At 30.7% G+C, this 20,235-nt stretch carries 17 protein-coding genes; 4 read left to right on the top strand and 13 right to left on the bottom strand.

The window, feature by feature from the left end:
- Window positions 1–9: 9 nt before the first annotated feature.
- From FIA58_RS06750 to FIA58_RS06770, 5 genes are all read right to left on the bottom strand, one after another.
- Window positions 10–1,371 (bottom strand): pyridoxal-phosphate dependent enzyme, encoded by a 1,362-nt coding sequence (locus FIA58_RS06750; RefSeq protein WP_140961458.1) that lies wholly within the window; start codon window positions 1,369–1,371, stop codon window positions 10–12.
- Between the two features lie 204 nt (window positions 1,372–1,575).
- Window positions 1,576–3,510, bottom strand: coding sequence for a putative porin (locus FIA58_RS06755; RefSeq protein ID WP_140961460.1), 1,935 nt, complete (start codon window positions 3,508–3,510; stop codon window positions 1,576–1,578).
- Between the two features lie 139 nt (window positions 3,511–3,649).
- A complete protein-coding gene (locus tag FIA58_RS06760) occupies window positions 3,650–4,393 on the bottom strand; it encodes a DUF4843 domain-containing protein (protein ID WP_140961462.1) in 744 nt (247 codons plus the stop codon).
- A 16-nt stretch (window positions 4,394–4,409) separates the two neighbouring features.
- Window positions 4,410–5,873, bottom strand: coding sequence for a RagB/SusD family nutrient uptake outer membrane protein (locus tag FIA58_RS06765; protein WP_140961464.1), 1,464 nt, complete (start codon window positions 5,871–5,873; stop codon window positions 4,410–4,412).
- Between the two features lie 11 nt (window positions 5,874–5,884).
- Window positions 5,885–9,109 (bottom strand): SusC/RagA family TonB-linked outer membrane protein, encoded by a 3,225-nt coding sequence (locus FIA58_RS06770; RefSeq protein ID WP_140961466.1) that lies wholly within the window; start codon window positions 9,107–9,109, stop codon window positions 5,885–5,887.
- Between the two features lie 199 nt (window positions 9,110–9,308).
- Here FIA58_RS06770 and FIA58_RS06775 point away from each other — a divergent pair, with 199 nt between their 5' ends.
- Window positions 9,309–9,968, top strand: a complete 660-nt coding sequence (locus tag FIA58_RS06775) for a ribonuclease HII (protein ID WP_140961468.1) — start codon at window positions 9,309–9,311, stop codon at window positions 9,966–9,968.
- A gap of 31 nt (window positions 9,969–9,999) precedes the next feature.
- Here the strand turns inward: FIA58_RS06775 and lipB are convergent, their stop codons facing one another.
- A complete protein-coding gene (gene lipB / locus FIA58_RS06780; protein ID WP_140961470.1) occupies window positions 10,000–10,701 on the bottom strand; it encodes a lipoyl(octanoyl) transferase LipB in 702 nt (233 codons plus the stop codon).
- Between the two features lie 222 nt (window positions 10,702–10,923).
- Between lipB and lysS the strand changes: the two genes are divergently transcribed.
- On the top strand, window positions 10,924–12,621 hold the full coding sequence (lysS, locus tag FIA58_RS06785) for a lysine--tRNA ligase (RefSeq protein WP_140961472.1): 1,698 nt from the start codon (window positions 10,924–10,926) through the stop codon (window positions 12,619–12,621).
- 61 nt (window positions 12,622–12,682) lie between these two features.
- On the opposite strand, the gene FIA58_RS06790 is transcribed toward lysS, so the two are convergent.
- From FIA58_RS06790 to FIA58_RS06805, 4 genes are all read right to left on the bottom strand, one after another.
- Complete coding sequence (locus tag FIA58_RS06790) at window positions 12,683–13,639, bottom strand: transporter family protein (protein WP_140961474.1); 957 nt, start codon at window positions 13,637–13,639, stop codon at window positions 12,683–12,685.
- 4 nt (window positions 13,640–13,643) lie between these two features.
- Window positions 13,644–14,687, bottom strand: a complete 1,044-nt coding sequence (locus FIA58_RS06795; RefSeq protein ID WP_140961476.1) for a cytochrome-c peroxidase — start codon at window positions 14,685–14,687, stop codon at window positions 13,644–13,646.
- A 247-nt stretch (window positions 14,688–14,934) separates the two neighbouring features.
- Complete coding sequence (locus FIA58_RS06800) at window positions 14,935–15,720, bottom strand: MbnP family protein (RefSeq protein WP_140961478.1); 786 nt, start codon at window positions 15,718–15,720, stop codon at window positions 14,935–14,937.
- Window positions 15,721–15,840: 120 nt separating this feature from the next.
- The gene (locus tag FIA58_RS06805) at window positions 15,841–16,233 is read right to left on the bottom strand and encodes a hypothetical protein (RefSeq protein WP_243754645.1); all 393 of its coding nucleotides are present in this window, start codon (window positions 16,231–16,233) and stop codon (window positions 15,841–15,843) included.
- Window positions 16,234–16,335: 102 nt separating this feature from the next.
- Here FIA58_RS06805 and FIA58_RS06810 point away from each other — a divergent pair, with 102 nt between their 5' ends.
- Both FIA58_RS06810 and FIA58_RS06815 read left to right on the top strand, forming a co-directional pair.
- Window positions 16,336–16,752: a Spy/CpxP family protein refolding chaperone gene (locus FIA58_RS06810; protein WP_140961480.1), complete on the top strand. Its 417-nt coding sequence runs from the start codon at window positions 16,336–16,338 to the stop codon at window positions 16,750–16,752.
- An 88-nt stretch (window positions 16,753–16,840) separates the two neighbouring features.
- Window positions 16,841–17,167: a hypothetical protein gene (locus tag FIA58_RS06815; protein WP_140961483.1), complete on the top strand. Its 327-nt coding sequence runs from the start codon at window positions 16,841–16,843 to the stop codon at window positions 17,165–17,167.
- A 30-nt stretch (window positions 17,168–17,197) separates the two neighbouring features.
- Here the strand turns inward: FIA58_RS06815 and hemL are convergent, their stop codons facing one another.
- The 3 genes from hemL to FIA58_RS06830 are packed head-to-tail and all read right to left on the bottom strand — an operon-like array spanning window position 17,198 to window position 20,234.
- The gene (gene hemL / locus FIA58_RS06820; RefSeq protein WP_140961485.1) at window positions 17,198–18,484 is read right to left on the bottom strand and encodes a glutamate-1-semialdehyde 2,1-aminomutase; all 1,287 of its coding nucleotides are present in this window, start codon (window positions 18,482–18,484) and stop codon (window positions 17,198–17,200) included.
- Window positions 18,484–19,344, bottom strand: coding sequence for a glucosaminidase domain-containing protein (locus FIA58_RS06825; RefSeq protein ID WP_140961487.1), 861 nt, complete (start codon window positions 19,342–19,344; stop codon window positions 18,484–18,486). The genes hemL and FIA58_RS06825 overlap by 1 nt, the downstream gene beginning before the upstream one ends.
- Window positions 19,341–20,234, bottom strand: coding sequence for a 1-aminocyclopropane-1-carboxylate deaminase/D-cysteine desulfhydrase (locus FIA58_RS06830; protein WP_140961489.1), 894 nt, complete (start codon window positions 20,232–20,234; stop codon window positions 19,341–19,343). The genes FIA58_RS06825 and FIA58_RS06830 overlap by 4 nt, the downstream gene beginning before the upstream one ends.
- Between the last annotated feature and the right edge of the window lies 1 nt (window position 20,235).

Consider the following 20,235-nt stretch of genomic DNA (forward strand, 5'->3'; position numbering starts at 1 on the left):
TCAAAGCTCTTACTTTATAGAGCTAATAACATCATGTTTTGTTATAATATGATACTTTCCATTTTCTAGCTCAACTAAAACAGCCTGATTGTCTTTATTGATTAGCTTAGAGACCTCTTCAATTGACGTATTTTCTTTTACAATCGGAAATGGCTTACCCATTACTTCTTTTATAGGTTTGTCAGCAATATTCTTATCTTCAACATAACTCCTAAACAGGTCAGTTTCATCTAAACTTCCAACAAAACCAGTTGTATCAATTACTGGGATTTGAGAGATTTTGTATTTTTTTAATCTTTCAATAGCATGAGAAACCAATTCTTCTGTACGAACCACAATTAATGGTTTATCTTGATGTTCTTTAATTAAATCTGTTGCTTTTGTAACTTCTTCTTCCAAGAAACCTCTTTCACGCATCCAATCATCATTGAACATTTTACCTACATATCTACTTCCTGAATCGTGAAATAAAACCACTACTACGTCTTCTGGCTTAAAATGTTCTTTTAATTGCAATACGCCCTTAATAGCAGCACCAGCAGAATTACCAACAAAAATACCTTCTTCTAAAGCAAGTCTTCTTGTATAAACAGCAGCATCTTTATCGGTTACTTTAGTAAAACCATCAATTAAAGAAAAATCAACGTTTTTAGGCAAAATATCTTCTCCAATACCTTCCGTTATGTAAGAATAAATTTCGTTTTCATCAAAAACTCCTGTTTCATGGTATTTTTTAAATACTGAACCATAGGTATCTATTCCCCAAATTTTAACATTTGGATTTCTCTCTTTTAAGTATTTTGCTACACCAGAAATAGTTCCACCTGTTCCAACACCAACTACAAAATGTGTAATTTTCCCTTCTGTTTGTTCCCAAATTTCAGGTGCAGTTTGCTCATAGTGAGCAATTGCATTACTAGGATTGTCATACTGATTTACATACCAAGCATTTTTAGTTTCAGTTGCTAAACGCTTAGAAACAGAGTAATAAGAACGAGGATCAGTTGGTTCCACATCCGTAGGACAAACAACAACTTTTGCTCCAACAGCTCTAAGAATATCCATTTTTTCTTTAGATTGCTTATCAGAAATCACACAGATTAATTTGTACCCTTTAACAATTGCTGCTAAAGCCAAACCCATTCCTGTATTTCCTGAGGTTCCTTCAATAATAGTACCTCCAGGTTTTAATCTTCCATCAGCTTCAGCATCTTCAATCATTTTTACAGCCATTCTATCCTTTACTGAGTTACCTGGATTAAAAGTTTCTACTTTAGCTAAAACTAAAGCGTCTATTTCTTTAGTTAATTTATTGATTTTAACTAATGGTGTATTTCCAATAGTTTCTAGTATGTTTTTTGCGTATTTCATTTTGTCATTTAGAAATTAGAATACAGAATTTAGTTATAAAAACATAAATTCGTTTGCAAAGATAGTGTGAATATTGCGAATACAAAAATGAAAATGAAAACCTAACTAACCCTGATGGTAGTGACAGCTTCCTAAACTAGTTTAGGAACTAAAACGGACAGCAGGAATATGGCAAACAAGAATGCCTTCACTTTCGTTTCTTAATTATTGAAAGAAATTCCAAACAATACCAAATCTCACAATAAAATCGCGGTAAGGATAATTGGGTGCTGAATAAAAATTGTATCCAGTCATAGCTGAATTAAAATGTTCTGCTTTTAAGAAAATTCTAGCTTGACGTACTTTTGCATTAATGAAGAAATCTATCATTGGAAAACCACCAATTTTCCTTTCACTTTGAACATAAAACTCACCTAACAGTGGATTATAATCGTTAGCGTAGTATTCTGTAAAATAATTAAAAACAATTCCAGTTTGGATAAACATTGCTTTTTTAAATACATGCTCAGAAAAATATAAAGAATTTCTAGTTACTAGCTGGGGAACATTTAACGTTTTGTCTGAATTTTCAACATTTTGATACAACAAAGTATTATCTAAACCAAACTTCCAAAATTTAATATCTTTTGAAGCTTTTACAGCAGCATAAGTTATTGTATTATTATTTTGAAATGGTTTAACAGTTAACTTTTCGATATCATTTGTAATATTATCGAAATACAAATAATCATCTAAAATAGAGTATTGCCCCTCTAAATTTAACCATTTTGACAGAATTGTAAACTGAAATTGATTACGCTTTTCATTTTTAAAATTATTAAACCAATTATAATCAACATAATTACTTTGATACAAAGTATAATTCAAATTAGGCAAACTATTTAATTTTTGATATTTGAATTGGAATTCATAATCCTCATTTAACTTATAGTTCAATGTAGCTTCAATATTTGAAACAGATTGATCTGTTATTGAGTTCGACAATAATAAATTTGCTTTTAAATTATTAGCATAGTAGGTATAATTACCACCTAAAGATGTAATTCTATCATTTATAGCATTTGGAACCAAAGTATTTCCTACATTATCAAATACTAAGCTTTTATAAAAATAGTTATAAACATCATCCTCAATAAAAAAGGAGACATCTCCATATTTTTTTGTTGTAAAACCAACTCCTATTTTATTATAGAAATGATTATATCTCGTTTTATTGTTTATAAAACTTGAATATGAATCTCCAAATCTATCATTGGCTATAGTTTGTTCAAAATTAAAAAATTTATACTCATGGTTGAATTGATGTGTAAATAACAAACTGTTTGGATTACTCTTATTTAACTTGAAAGAATGATCTATTAAAAAACGGTTTCCTTTTAATAAAGAAGTAGCGTCATTAAAATAAACATCTAATCGTTCTCTTTCATTAAATGGAGGTTCACTAGTTTCAAAAATAGTTACATCTTGAATTCCTCCGTTTTCTTGATTTGAAATATCTTGACCCGTAAAATGAGCATTGAGAATATAACGCTTGTCCTTTGTAAAGTAACTAGTAGTAAATCTAAAATTTCCTGAACTTGCAATATTGTTGATATATTTTCCAATTGAACGTAGCCCTTTATAAGCAATAGAAAAATTAAGATTTGGCTTTGTATTTACTGTCAGAAATGCATCTACAGATTGACCTTGTTCCATTACTGTCTTAAAATACAGGTCAGACAAAGGTGTTGGCACATTGTAATATTTAATATCATCAACTTCTAAATAATTAAAATGTTTTCCAGAAAAACCCATTGAAGGAATAACATTTTTTTTCACTAAAGAATAGTTTAAAGTATTATAAGTATGTCCTTCATTTGCAAAAGGTAATAATCCAAAAATATCTTTCCTTAATAAATTGAACTTATATTCTTTTTGTATTGACAAAGTGGTGTCTAAATAGGTAGTATCTTTTTGAAGTGTATATATTTTATATAAATCTATTGGAGGTTTTTCTTTAATTTCATTAATCGTTTTTTTTGCTCTACCTAATGTATCACTAGATTTATTTGATATTTTTCCAAACCCATTAGCATCTCTTATTTGAGAGTTTAAAAAAACTGAAAAAAACAGGAATAAAATAATTATAAAATTTTTCATTATATTTTTTAATTCTTACAAATGTAATGAGAAATAATAATAAATATAAAAAGCTAAACTCATAATTTTAATATAAAAAAAGAGCTCGATAAATATCGAGCTCTCAATCTGATTAAAAATCATTTTATAATTTCCCTACTTAAAAAGTAAAATTAAATGAAGTAGAACCTCCAAAATTACCGCCATCTGAAGCTAAAGTAGTTGTCCCTGAAGTTAAAGTAAATCCTCCTGGAGCATTGATCCCATCACTATAAACATCATAAACTACAAATGTATAATCTCCATCAGGTAAACACAAATTTTGAGAATAAGTTGCTAAACCAGTATAATCACCTGCTGCAGCAGAAGCATATAAAGTAACACCTTGATATAGTTCCCAAGATGTTTCTTCAGGATAAGAATCAAATGTAAAAGATAAAACTACTGGATTTAGGAAACAAGCTTGAGTAATTTTGATTGTAATTTTACTATTACTAGCAGCAACACTATTTGTGTATATAGCAGTAGAAGGAACCAATTTCAAAACGATATCCTTTCCATTACCTAAGTCTGTACCTGTAACATTAACAGGAATAACACCAACATTTGTGTTTGCTGGTACAGTAACAGTTCCTGGTACGGAATAATATTGTGTATCTGCAGTGGTAGCTCCTAAATCTACTTCTACAGAAAAAGTTCTATCTTCACCTGATATGTTAGTAGTAAATACTTTAACATCATAGGTCTCAGTTAAATTTTCCTCTATAGAAACATTGTAAGTTTTTGATTCAAAAGATACATAATTTAATGATCCTCCTGAATTTTCATCTTCATCACTACATCCAGTCAAAAACAACACCGGTACAATCAGTGAGAAGATTGCTATTATTTTCTTATAATTCATAATTCTTGTTTTTGGGTTAATTTTGATCGTTAAGGAAAGGATTATTTTGAATCTCAGCTTGAGGAATTTCAAAAGTCAATCTCTCATCGTTATATGGAACAGCTACACCTGCTTGAAACAAGTGGTTAGCACCTCTGTTTATTGTTGCTTGATTACGTTTCATAGCCAAATAACTTTTACCTTCACCCCATAACTCAATTCTTGTTTGTAAATAAATCTCATCAAGTAAAGCTTGACCAGAAAGACCATCAACATAAGAATTATCTGGAATACGGTTTACTAACAAAGCTTTTAAACTAGTCCTAGCTGTAACTTCATCACCACTTTTTGCAGCAGTTTCAGCATTTAACAAATAAATCTCATCAACTCTCATATAAATATAATCCGTTGTAATTACTCTTTGCCCACCTTGTATTCTATTAGGATCATAGAATTTATTTATTGGTAATTGTGAAGAAGCAGAAAACTGACTTTTACGAGCATCATTAGCTGGAATTGAATTATACAGATTTAAATCAATTACTTTTCTATCTCCAGCAAAAGCATAACTATATGTAAAAATATCCATTTGTCCCCACCAAGACACTAAATCTAATCCTTGATTAGGTGTAAGATCAACTCCCCACATCCAAGAAGGTGTATTAACATTATTAAAACCTCCTGTTAATTCCGCAGTAGTAGTTAATGGGAAGCCACCAGATGCAATTATATCGTTAGTTAATGTTTTTGCATCTCCATTATTACCCATTGCAGCATAAACATAAGCTAACAAACCTTCTGCAACATATTTATTAATTTCCGTTTTAGTTAAACGATTAAATCCATCTAACAAAGTAATTGCATCTGTTAAATCATCTACAATTAAACCATACACATCTGAAGCTGAACTTTTAGGTTGTGCTTGTTGAGCTGGATCCGTATATATAGGCAAAATTGGTTGAGACAAATCATATCCATTAACCTCAAATTGAGTTAGATAAAAATAAGCATATGCTCTTAACGCTTTAGCTTGCCCCATAAGGTATTGATTTTCTTGATTTACAGGAATTGCATCATTTCCACCCAAGGCTTGAACAACAATGTTAGTAGATCTAATTATTCTATAATAATACCTCCAAACTTGATAATTTTCATTTCTAGTATAATCAATAGTAACCTGATAATCTGCCAAATTTCTATACCAATTATACGTATTACTACTTAAAGCCATATCACCAGACAACATGTCTGAAAATATATCATACCCTTTTTGTCCAAAATCATTGTGATTTGTTGTACCACCAGTTTCTGTTTGAAACATTAAAGAGTAAATTCCCGAAACTGTCCCTTTAAGTAAATCAGGGTTATTTGCAGATGCATCTGCCAATTGCTCCTGAGTAATAAACTCAGTAGGCTCAGTCTGTAGATATTCCTCATTACAACTTGCTGTAAAAAAAAGCAAGCCAGTAACAAAAATTGGATAAATAAATTTATTTTTCATATTTTTTTTTTTTAAAATTCAAGTTTTACACCTAAAGTAAAATTCGACAAAGGTGAATATCTATAAGTATTAGAACTACCATTTTGAGAAGTAGAAGGATTAAATCCTTTTCTATGACTTAAAAACATTAAATTATCTCCAGTTACATAAAAATTCAACTTAGATAATTGTAATATATCCGCAAATTTAGATGGTAAAGTGTATCCTAATCTTACATTATTTAAACCAATGTAATCAGCTTTAGTTAAAAATCTAGTAGATCTAGCATTCACATTAGCATCCGCAGCATTTGAAATTCTAGGAATATCAGTAATATCTCCAGGCTTTTGCCATCTATCTCTGATATCTTCATGCCAGTTATTAGAACCAATTTGACCATTACCCATTAATCCAGCATAAGTAAAGTCATAAGCATAACCTCCTAAGCTATAAGTAAACTGTGTAGATAAATCAAAGTTTTTATATTTAGCACTTAATCTAAATGCTCCTCTAACATCAGGAATAGCTGATTTTCCAACAAACTTATTTGTAGCATCTGCATAGTTTGATGTAACAGTAGTTCCAATTACACTATTAGGATTTTGAGAAGTATAATCTGTTAAATTTCTTACAATAGCATCTCCAGTATTGAAAACTCCATCATTATTAACATCATCAAAATTCATATACCACAATGCTGTACCAGTAGATGAGTCTACACCAGCCCATTCAGGCATGTAAAAATCATAAACTGATGAACCATTTGACCAACCATAAGGAGCATTAGACGTATCCAATATTTTTGGCGAGCCTGTAGCAGGATCTAATGGCATTTCAGTAATTTTATTAGTTAATATCTCTCCGTTAATACCAAAATCTAAAGTGAAATCACCAGGGTTTTTAGGTTTCATTATATGTGCCAACACGTCAAATTCTAAACCACTATTTCTTAATTGACCATCATTAACTGTAATAAGCGCAATACCCGTTGAAGGAGCCGTACGTCTTTGGAAAATTAAATTATCAATATTTTTAACATAATAATCAACATTTACATCCAAAAAATTAAAGAATGTTGATTCTAAACCTACTTGAAATATTTTAGAAGTTTCCCATGTTAAATCTGCATTACCGTTACCTCTAATAGAAACTGAATATTCATCATTTAAGTTACCCACATCAAAAGTGTCATAACCTGGCCATAAGCCTGAACCTTCTTGATCCCCTATTACACCGTAACTAGATTTTATTTTCAAAAAGTTAACAAAACTTACATTTTCTAAGAAAGACTCATTTGACAATATCCAAGAAGCACCTACTGAACCAAATGTTCCCCATTTATCATTTTTAAATCTTGAAGAACCATCTCTTCTAATTGAAGCAGTAAAATAATATTTCTTCTTGAAATTATAATTAAACTGACTAAAGTAACTTTCAAGAGAAGCCCTATCAGTATATGAACCTGGTTGACCAGAATTAATTATATATTGATTTAAATCAAAAGTATCATATAAAACAGCCTTTTGTTTTGAAGCAGTAAAATTAGTCAATTTAAAATCATTTGATTCATGAGCCACAAATACTTCAAAATTGTGATTACCTAATTCTTTGTTATAACGTAATAACTGTAAAAAATCTTGAGTTACATATCTTGTTTGACTTTTAAACAAAGACCCAAACTGTTGAGCAGCAGAACCATAAAATGGATTATTTCTATTATTATACTCTTGGTCATAGTATTGAACCCCATATCTATTCTCAAAAGTAAAGTCTTTAGACAATTTAAAATCAAATGAAAATGATCCATTGAATTCATTTCTATCTGTCCTACTTCTATCGTAATGAGCATCTGCTATAGCATTTGTTAAACCTCCAAATCCTCTTGAACCTGAAGTACCATCACCATAATCATATTGATTACCTCCAAAGTAAGGATCTGCAACAAAATTTCCTGATGGATCTCTTGAATACAATGGGTAAATTGAAGGAATGTTATCTACAAACCAAAATATACTACCAGAATCTGAAGTTTGACCATTATTATTAGTTCTAGAACCCGAATAACCAATATTTGCAGTAGCTTTCATCCACTTTTTAGGTTGATGAGTAAGATTTAATCTAGTAGAATAACGTTTGAAATCTGAATTAATGATATATCCTTCATCATTTAAAAAACCAAATGAACTAAAGTATCTCGTTTTATCATTTCCTCCACTAAATCTAACATTAGCTTCTTGTCTGTAAGAATTTTGGAAACCATAGTCTTCCCAGTTCTCTGGATTATACTTTCTTGTAACACCTGCACGAACTTGACCTGTAGCTGGATCTATTAAATCAGCTGCACTATTTACATTCCAAAGATTATAACCTGGACTTATACCTTGACCACCAAATAAATTAGCATTAGCATAAGCAACAGGGTCTGGAGCTCCAGTACTAACCCCTTGATTATAAACAGCATTCCAAGATAAACCAATATATTCTTCTGGAGATTTAATAGTACTATATCTAGGCAATAAACTAATATTAATACCTGATTTAAATTCTACTTCTAAAGAAGAACTCTCAGATTGTCCTTTTTTAGTTGAGATAACAACAACTCCATTAGCTCCTCTAGAACCATAAATAGCCGTTGCCGTTGCATCTTTTAATATTGTTAAACTTTCAATATCGGATGGATTAATTGCATTTACATTACCTGTATATGGAACTCCATCTACAACATATAAAGGATCTCTGTTTCCATTCACAGAACCGAATCCACGAATTCTAATCTGTGCTGATGAACCAGGTTGACCTGAAGTTGTAATTACATTAACACCCGCAACCTCACCTTTTAAAGCTTGAGAGATATTAGAAACTGCTTTAGCTTCAACATTCTCAGACTTAATTCTTGTTGCTGTTCCAACAAAAGCCTCTTTTGTTGTAGTACCATAACCAACAACAACAACTTCTTTCAAATCAACACCTTGAGATAACAAAACATTGTAAGAATTTGCTGCAGTTACTGTAACGGTTGAGTCATCCATACCTACATAAGAGACAACAAGTATATCACCCTCACTAGCTTTGATAGTAAAACTACCATTAAAATCTGTTGTAGTACCTTTATTAGTACCTTTAACAACCACATTAGCTCCTGCTAATGGTCCTAAAGCATCAGAAACGACACCTGTAACAGTTTTCTCTTGTGCGAACGAAAACTGCATTGTAAACGCTACTAAAAGCGTGAAAATCCATTTAAACTTCGATCTCATATTAATTTTTATTTGAGTTAGTTATTTCGCAAACTTCTTAATAATTTCTTAAATAACCAAATAATACTTCGGAATATTACTCTTTCTAAATGTTAAATATTTAATTATAAAATTACACAATACTAACTAATACTACTTATTAGATGAAAAAAACTCATAAAGGTTGCGTTTAAAATTATATTTTTGTCAAAAACAAAAAATGTTAATTAAACGTTATAAAAATTACACTTTTGAATGTGGAACCGATGAAGCTGGAAGAGGTTGTCTTGCAGGACCTGTGACAGCTGCCGCAATTATTTTACCTGAAAATTTTGAATCTCTTTCTTTGAATGATTCAAAGCAATTATCAGAAAAAAACAGATTAATTTTAAGACCACTTATTGAAAAAGCAGCTATAACATTTGCATTCACACATATCAATCAGGATGAAATTGACGAAATAAACATTTTAAATGCTTCGATGAAAGCCATGCAAGAAAGTATTTTACAGTTAAACCCTATTCCTGAATTTATAATTGTAGATGGCAATAGACCCATTTTTTCAAAATTAGGATTAAAAAGTAATTATGGAAAAGTTTTTAACAACAATGAAATTGAATTATTAAAAAAGATACCTAACGAAAGTATCACAAAAGGAGATTCTAAATATTTAAGCATTGCTGCAGCATCTGTTTTAGCAAAAACTTACAGAGATGACTTTATGGATAAAATTCACGAAGAATTTCCGATGTACAATTGGAAAAAAAACAAAGGCTATCCAACTAAAGAACATCGTGAAGCCATAAAAAAATACGGCCCATGTAAATACCACAGAATGAGCTTTAAATTATTACCTGAACAATTGTTTCTAGACTTATAGTTTTTAAAGCTTAGTAAAGGTTGAAAACAAATTAAACAAATTCGCACTCAAAAAGAGTTGAGAAATGTTTCATAATTTTTTCTTTTACCAATTTTTCATCTACATGAGTATTTAGTTCTGCATGCATTGAAGTTACCGCTTTACCTTTTATTCCACATGGAATTATATTATCAAAATATCCTAAATTGGCATTTACATTTAAAGCAAAACCATGCATGGTTACCCAACGACTCGCACGAACTCCCATTGCACAAATCTTTCTTGCAAAAGGTGTTCCAACATCTAACCAGACACCAGTTTCCCCTTCACTTCTTGTTCCTACAATATCGTATTCAGCTAAAGTTAAAATAATAGCTTCTTCCAAAAAACGCAAATACTTGTGAATGTCTGTGAAAAAATTTTCCAAATCTAAAATAGGATAGCCTACAATTTGCCCTGGACCATGATAAGTAATATCTCCTCCTCTATTTATTTTGTAAAAAGTAGCTCCTTTTGCTTCTAGTTGTTTTTCTGAAAGTAATAAATTAGATAAATCTCCACTTTTACCTAAAGTATAAACATGAGGATGTTCTACAAAAAGAAAATAATTGGATGTTTCTGAATTAGCTTCTTCTCTTCTATTTCGAATCTTTGTATCAACAATTCCTTTGAAAAGTTCTTCTTGATAATCCCAAGTTTCTTTGTAGTCTTTATTTCCTAGGTCTTGTAATTGAATTTCTTTATTTTGAGTCACAAGTAGCGTATTGAAAATTAGTACTGCAAATATACAAATAGTTCCTTTATAGCCCTGACAGAAACGGCATCCTTTTTTGAAAAAAAAGATAGAGTGTATGGCAGGAAAATGGATTACAAAAATACCCAAAACAATCACTCCATATAAAATGTAAATTTTTGAACTTTTAAACTTTTAAACTTTTAAACTAATACCTATCTTTGCACGCTTAAATACATTTATATGCAACTTTCAGAACAAGAAATCATTAGAAGAGAAAAGCTAATTGCTTTACGTACCCTTGGTGTAAACCCTTATCCTGCAGATTTATTCCCTGTAAATCATACTTCGAAACAGATTAAGGAAACTTTTGAGGAAGGTAAAAAGGTTATTGTTGCTGGACGATTAATGAGTGTTCGTGATCAAGGTAAAGCAGCATTTGCTGAATTACAGGATAGCGAAGGAAGAATTCAGTTGTATTTAAACAGGGATGTTATTTGTCCAGATGAAGACAAAACTACTTATAATCAGGTTTTTAAAAAACTAACCGATTTAGGTGATTTTATAGGTATTGAAGGAGAATTGTTTACTACAAAAGTAGGTGCAAAATGTATTCGTGTAGATCAATTTACTTTTTTAAGCAAAACATTACGTCCTTTACCTTTGCCAAAAACAGATGAAGAAGGAAAAACCTATGATGCTTTTGTAGATCCAGAATTACGCTACCGAATGCGTTACGTTGATTTAGCTGTAAATCCGCAAGTGAAAGAAGTATTCAAAAAAAGAACAAAACTGTTCAATGCTATGCGTAATTTCTTTAATGAAGCTGGCTACATGGAAGTTGAAACTCCAGTTTTACAAGCTATTCCTGGTGGAGCTGCTGCAAGACCTTTCATTACGCATCATAATAGTTTAGACATTCCGTTATATATGAGAATTGCTAACGAATTATACTTAAAAAGATTAATCGTAGGTGGTTTTGATGGTGTTTATGAATTTTCAAAAAACTTCCGTAACGAAGGAATGGATAGAACTCATAATCCTGAATTTACAGCAATGGAAATTTATGTAGCTTACAAAGACTACAACTGGATGATGGAAATGACTGAAAATTTATTAGAATATTGCGCTACTCAAGTAAACGGAACTACTGAAGCTACTTTTGGAGAACATAAAGTAGATTTTAAAGCTCCTTATACTCGTGTAACTATGACCGATGCAATTAAACAATTTACTGGTTTTGACATTACTGGAAAGACCGAAGCTGAATTGTTTGAAGCAGCTAAATCTATGGGTATTGAAGTAGATGAAACCATGGGTAAAGGAAAACTAATAGATGAAATTTTTGGTGAAAAATGTGAAGGCAACTTTATCCAACCAACATTTATTACTGATTATCCTAAAGAGATGTCTCCTTTATGTAAATCGCATAGAGATAATCCCGATTTAACAGAACGTTTTGAGTTAATGGTTTGTGGTAAAGAAATTGCTAATGCTTATTCGGAATTAAACGACCCAGTTGATCAAAGAGAGCGTTTCGAACATCAAATGGCTCTTGCTGAAAAAGGTGATGATGAAGCGAATGGTATTATTGATGAAGACTTTTTAAGAGCTTTGGAATATGGTATGCCACCCACTTCTGGAATGGGAATTGGAATGGATCGCTTAATTATGTTTTTAACTAATAATGCATCCATACAAGAAGTGTTATTCTTCCCACAAATGCGTCCTGAGAAAAAAGGACCAGAATTAACCGAAGATGAGAAGCATATTATTGAAATTTTAAAAGCTAACGAAGGAATTGCTATTGGTGATTTGAAAACAAAATCAGAATTAAGTGGCAAAAAATGGGACGCAGCAAGTAAAGGAATTACTAAACATGGCTTGATGAAAATTAAAGTGGATGGTGAGGCTAAAATTGCTGAATATTTAGGCAAATAAACTTCTCCAAAAGCGTTAAAAATAAAAAAAGGAACTCAATTGAGTTCCTTTTTTCTGTTATTTACAAACTATAATTCAAATTTACGCTCCATCTATAATTAGCCCTCACATTTCCACCTGTGAGATTTTGATTTATAGGCAGCATAGCATTGGCCCCAAAAGAAAATTGATCTCTTCCTATTTCAAAACCCAGTTTACCAAACAAAATATCTCCTTCCGTATTTCTTACTTTTTGTTTGTACTGATAATTTGTACCATATACTTCACCAGCCAAACCTAATTGCGGTACGATTGCATATTTCGAAGTTTCATACAAATAGAAAAACGTTCCAGCATAATTGAATTGATTACCAAAACGATATTGTTTGTCGTTCTCAGTTTTAACAACGTAATTCAGCATAGCATTTAATCCTAATTGCTTTCTTTTAATCACATATTCAGTTGCAAAAAGATAATCCCAACTACCCGTTCCAACTTGGAAACTTGGATTTACTGTTCCTGCATTGGCTTCATTAAATTTTCCTGTTGGCATTTTTATTCCTGTCCCAATTTGAAAAGAATGATTAAAAAAAGTACTATCTTTTTTGGTTTCAAATACTTGATACATCCCTAAAACAGTAATATCTCCTAAACCTTGTATTTTTTGATTTCCATTTTCAATCGCTCTTGAATGAAAATGATAAGGTATAAATGTCGACACTTGAACTTTTTTCACAACTGGAATTCTAGCCCAAATTTGCATGGTATTAAAATCTTGATTATACCAAGGAGAATTCGTATACAAACCATCATTACTTTTATAGGATTGATTAAAATAACGAATTCCAACAAAATTGGAGTTTAACATAGAGGCAAAACCCATACTTCCACCACTAGCAGAACAACCACAAGCATCACAAAAATCAAATGCTTCTAATTGCAAATGATATTTAGCAAAAGGATTTGTAGCTATTGAATCTTTATCCATGGCTAAGCCAAATTGAAAAAACAGCACAAAAATTATTATTATTTTCTTCATTGATTTAATATTCTGAAAAGCGACTATCCGTCAAAAACTGATAGTCTGTTAATGTTTTTAAAAAGGCAATTACTTGCGTTTTTTCTAAATTTGTTAAAGGAATTCCCAAAGTTCCATTTTGACTCAAAGAAGAATCCAAAGTCGTAGAACTTACCACACCCGAACTATAATGATTTAAAACAGCTTCTAAAGTAAAGAAACGTCCATCATGCATGTAAGGTGCTGTTTTTTCAATATTTCTCAAACTAGGCACTTTAAACTTGTATTTATCTGAATCTAATTCTGTTACACGATATCTCCCAATATCATTTAACGATGGATTTATTGGTAAACCATTATTTCGAAATGAATTATCCGTAAATAAATCGGTTGCATGACAAGAAGCACATTTCTGATTAAAAACAGCATAACCTGCTAATTCATCAGCAGACAAATTTCCACCTACTTCATTTCTTCTGTATTTATCAAATTTAGAGTTGGAAGATGTTACCATAACCATAAATTGAGCCAAGGCTTTCAACATATTTTCAGAATTAATTGCTCCATCAGGAAACGCTTGCGCAAATAATTTCTGATAAGTAGCATCTCCTTTCATCATCGTTATTGCATTGGTAAAATTACCATTCATTTCTATTTCACTAGTAAAAGGAATAATGGGTTGCAATTCTAAATGTGTTGTTGCTCCATCCCACATAAAAACGGTTTGATAAGCCAAATTTTGAATTGGTGGTGTATTTCTCGTTCCAATATTTCCGTCTACTCCATGACTAAAAGTATGTCCGTGATGCGTAAAAGCAGAAGCTTGTTCGTGACAAAAACCACAAGAAACAATTCCATCAGAAGCTAATCTGCCTTCGTAAAACAATTTTTTTCCCAATTCAAATCCTTTTTCAGTTAATGGGTTATTAGACAAATCATAAGTTAAAGGCGGAAAATTACTTGGAACTTCATAGTTTATCGGAATTTTTTGATAGTTTTCCTCTCCATTATCATCTGAACAACTAAATAGAAATAAAAAAGCAAACAACAATATATATTTTGTTTTCATTTTCTTAAAATTTAAAAAACTGTTGCTAACCTGAGTTCGATTAGTATTTTTAGGAGCACAAAAACAATACTTCAGTTGAAAAACAGTCCTGCTATCCACTATATCTTTTCATTTTTCAAAGAAAAAAGAAAAGGATGTCGTTCCTATCAGGGCTATAATTCACGTTTATACTTTCTATACACTATTTCAATAGTAATAGAACGCAGGTTATTATGATATCTAATCAACAACAGTTATAATTAATTATTTAATCATTATGTACATGATGCACTTCAAACATATTTGAAAGATTAGCGGTAATTAATGGTAGCTTTTCTCCTCCCATAATTGTAGCTCCATCTGAAAGATTAATAACATTTGTTCCATCTATAATTTTAGACAAATCAGCCATAATATGTATTTGCGGAGTAATAGTTGTTCTCACTAAAGCATTATCTGGTAAGTCTAACGTTATAGTATTGTAATTATAGTCATTACCTGTTTGACCTGTATGCACTTTAAACTGAGCCTCAGTTGTTACCGTTGAAGAGGTAAACTTACCTTCTAAAGCAACAAATTTATAGCCCGCACTCCATGACCACATCATTCCTGCATCTTGAGCCGTCTGCAAAAAACTAGTTTGACCAGTTGCGCCTAAGTCAAATTGTTCTTTATCCACACCTATTCCAAAAGAAACTTTAGTATAATCAGCCGCAGGAATATTTGGCAAGTTTATTAAGTGAGTTGCCTCTGTCTCCTCATCGATTATAAAGTAACTTTCGCTCTTTGGTACAGTATAAACAGACCCGTCCATTTTAGTAAGCACAATATTACTTACTATATATTTTGCAACATCTACTTTTACAACTTCACCGTTAGAGTTTGTGTAAGCTGTATTAAAAGCAAAATCTGCTCCATTATAAATTTGATCAAACTCTAATTTAAGATTCCCTTCACCTAATGTATTTGAATTGACATCATCATCATTAGAACATGATGCAAACGATAAAGAAATGGCTACTACAGCTGCTATATTTTTTAATTGAAATTTCATTTTATTTTATTCTTTAATTTTATTATATAAGATATTCATCCGAAGCAAAAGCTTCAGATAGGTTTTGAGCATAAATACTCTATTGATTTGAGACTACAAACCAACCTAATAATTTAAAAATTAAGAATTTAAAATGGGAGGATGAAAGATGGAATATAAAGCAACAGACTTATACAAATCTGGGGTAGAAATAGCTATTCCTTTTTCTAAAAAACTAAAATCAAACAAGAAGTTTACTTTTTCAATTTCACTGCAAAACAAAACTTCAAATTCATAATGAGAAGTATTTTTTTTGTTTGAAGAAATTGGTTTTTCAGATTCGGAAGCTTTTGCAAGTTCCTTCGCTAAATGACACTTCCCATTACACTTTAGTTCTGGCTTGGCTACATTTTCACAAAGTTCTGTTGCTATATATTCATAATTAACAATATACTCCAAAACAGGAATTACTGGCTTAACCAGTATAAATAATGCTAAAATGAACATTGCTTTTTTCACCTTACAAATATACATTTTACAATACGAACTAAACTATAAAAAATATCATTTTTTTAGTTCCATTAAACCTTTTTGTAATTCTTTTATCTAATATACATTAACTTTAAAAATAAAATTATGAAAACAATAATTGTAACAGTAGCTTTAGTATTTGCTTCTTTAACTTTTGCACAAAAAAGAGAAATGAAAAGAGAAAAAATGAAGCCCGAAGAAAAGATTGAGAAACAATTAGAAAAAATGACATCTGAACTAGATTTAACTGATGAACAACAACAAAAAATCAAGCCACTTTTAGAAGCACAATCTAAAAAAAGAGAAGCTAAGAAGGAAAAAATGAAAGATTTGAAAGCTAGCGGAGAAAAACCGTCTCCTGAAGAACGTTCAAAAATGAAAGAAAAAATGAAAGAAAATCAATCTGAGATGAAAAAAAACTTAGCTAAAATTTTATCTGCTGAACAAATGAAAAAATGGGAAAACCATCAGAATGAAAGAAAAAACAAGATGAAAGAACGCATAAAAGAAAGAAAAAGATAAAAATAACTGAATAAAACAAAAGATTTTTTTTGGATTAAAGCTAAAATTAATTTAGATTTGGTACTTTATAACTATAAAACCATCAAAAATGAAAAAAATACTTGCTATTTTAGTTTTATTTTTTGCTTTCAGCTTAAGTTCTTATGCTCAAGAAGAAAGAAAAGAAGATCTTGTTGTATTAGCAAAAAAAGACAGTAAAGATGTTGTTTCTTTATTAGAATTAGGTGAAAGAGAGCAGATTGATTTTTATAATTTATTTTATTATAAATATGATGAGCAATCAAAAACTTCAAGTGAGGAAAGAAGAAAAGTTATTTCAAATATTATAACTAAAAAATTAGAAGCTTCTTTAACTGCTGATAAATTTAATAAATTAAAAAAGAATACCGCTCTATTTGAAAGAGTAATAAACTAAAAAAATCCTGCAAAAGCAGGATTTTTTTTTTTATAATTCCACAGCTACATCTTTAATAGCTTTAATTGTATAATTTAAATCCTCATACGTTAAAGCATCTGTAATAAACCATGTTTCATAAGCTGATGGAGCTATGTAGACTCCTTTTTGAAGTAATCCATGAAAGAATTTCTTAAAGGTTTCATTATCACCATTCTTTGCTGTTTCAAAATCAAACACTGGAGAAGAATCAAAATGAACAGAAATCATAGAACCAATTCTGTTAATAGTGAAATCCATTTTATTTTCAGACAGTACTTCATTAATTCCTTTTTCAAGATATGCAGTTTTTTCTTCTAACCTTTGAAAAATAGCATTATCTTCATTAAGAACTTTAAGCATTTCATAGCCCGCAGCCATAGCTAGTGGGTTTCCTGACAAAGTACCTGCTTGATAAACGGGCCCTAAAGGAGATAAATAGTTCATAATTTCTTCCCTTGCTGCAAAAGCACCCACAGGCAAACCTCCTCCAATTACTTTACCAAAGCAAACTATATCCGCATCGACACCATATAATTCTTGAGCACCACCTTTAGCTAGACGAAATCCAGTCATAACTTCATCAAAAACAAGTAAAGCTCCATTTTCAGAACAAACTTCTCTTAATTGCTCTAAAAAACCTTTTTTAGGAGGAATACACCCCATATTTCCAGCAACGGGTTCAATAATTAAGGCTGCTATTTCGTTTTTATTAGATTCAAATAGCTGTTTTACATTATCAATATCATTATAATTAGCTAATAAAGTATCTTTTGCAGTTCCTTCTGTTACTCCTGGGCTATTTGGTACACCAAATGTACTTGCTCCACTACCAGCAGCAATTAGAAACGAATCCGAATGACCATGATAACAGCCTGAGAATTTAATTATCTTTTCTCTCCTCGTAAAACCTCTAGCCAATCGAATAGCACTCATACAAGCTTCTGTTCCAGAACTTACAAAACGAATCTTATCAATATTAGGTACCATAGAGATTGCTAAGGCAGCTATTTTTGTTTCTAGCTCAGTTGGTGTTCCAAAAGAAGTTCCTTTCTTAGCTCGCTCTATAACCGCATTAACAACTGGTTCATAAGCATGACCTAAAATCATTGGTCCCCAAGAATTAATATAATCTATATATTTATTCCCATCTTCGTCATATAAATAAGCTTCTTTGGCTTCTTTTATAAATAGAGGTGTTCCTCCTACTGCTTTAAAAGCCCTAACAGGTGAATTTACTCCTCCAGGTATAACTTTATTAGCTTCTACGAATAACTCACTACTTCTTTTGTATTCCATTATTTTAATCTAATTTTCTGACCTATTGACAATGAATTATCTTTAAGTCCATTTATTTTTTTCAACTCTTCAACTGATAAATTAAATTTTCTCGACAAAGAATAAAGCGTATCACCTTTTTGAATAATATACAATGAAACATTATTACTAATGTCATTATTTTTCACTTCATTATCTGATTTAATATTTTCAATTCTATTCAAAACTTCATTATCATATTTATCCAATTGATAACGCTCAATAATACCTATTAATTTTGAAGGGTATTTTGGATCTGTAGCATAACCCGCAGCTTTAAGTCCTTTTGCCCAACTCTTAAAATCTCCTTTATCTAGTTCGAATAATTTATTATACCTACTTCTTGAAGTTAAAAATAACGAATGATCTCTATAAGATTCTGACGGATCATCGTATTTACGAAAACATTCTTGAGCAGCATCGTCATCATGAGTAATCGAAGGACCATTCCATTCTTTATGACATTTAATTCCAAAATGATTATTTGCTTCTTTACACAATCTACCATTTCCTGCACCAGATTCTAGAATACCTTGAGCAAGTATTATACTAGCAGGTATGCCATATTGCTTCATATTTAATTTGGCTACATCTTTAAAAGAATCTATATATGAATTCACATTACTGTAAGTAGCAGAAACTTTTGAAGTAGCTTCTAATTCTTCTTTTGCTTCTTTTTGTTCATTCTCTTTATCATCAGTAACTATAACAACTACTTTATTACTCGAATTATTTTTAGTCGTATTTGTTCTATTTTTAGTTTGCGTTATTCTTTTATTTCTAGATGCCCCACAACTTACAATAGTCAACAGTATAAAAACATAAATTAATTTCTTTATCATACGTATTTTAATAGCTCTTTATTTTTTTTTAACCTAACCTTATTAACACCTTTAATTCCTTGTAATCCACCTGTATGAATTAGAAGGATTTTACAATTGTTAGAGAATTTATTTTTTTGAATCATATCCAAAACTCCGTAAACCATTTTTCCTGTATAAATTGGGTCTAATGGAATTAAAGTGGAATCATAAAAGTCATTTAAAAAAGTGATTAATTCATCTGTAACTTTTCCATAACCTCCAAAATGATATTCATTATTAATATTCCAATTTGATTTGGTTACAAATTTACAAATTACATCAGATAAAAAGTCGCCTTTTAAAGCAGAAAAGCCAATTATTTTTTGACCTTCATTTGAAGCATTTATAATTCCTGAAACTGTTCCTCCTGTACCAACTGCACAACAAACATAATCAAAATCAACATCTTCGTCAGTTAAAATCTCTTCACAACCTTGAATAGCTAGATCATTTGTACCTCCTTCAGGTAGGATATAACTTTTATTGTGTGTTTTTAATAAATCTTCAATATAACTTACTTCTTCCTTTTTAGAATAAACCTCTCTAGAAACAAATTGAAATTGCATACCAAACTTTCTCGCTAGAGATAACGTAGGATTATCAAAAATCTTATCATAAAGTTCTTCTCCTCTTATAACACCTAACGTTGCTATCCCATATTCTCTTCCAGCAGCAGCTGTAGCAAGTATATGATTAGAATAAGCACCCCCAAAGGTAATTAGTAGTTCAGAATCAACCTCAATTGCCTTTCGAACATTATATTTTAATTTTCTAAATTTATTTCCTGAAATATAAGGATGCAACAAATCTTCTCTTTTAATATATATTTCAATATTATTTGGCAGTGCTATATTAATCTTTTGATTCACT

It is taken from the genome of Flavobacterium jejuense (assembly GCF_006491595.2).
GTDB classification, from domain to species: domain Bacteria; phylum Bacteroidota; class Bacteroidia; order Flavobacteriales; family Flavobacteriaceae; genus Flavobacterium; species Flavobacterium jejuense.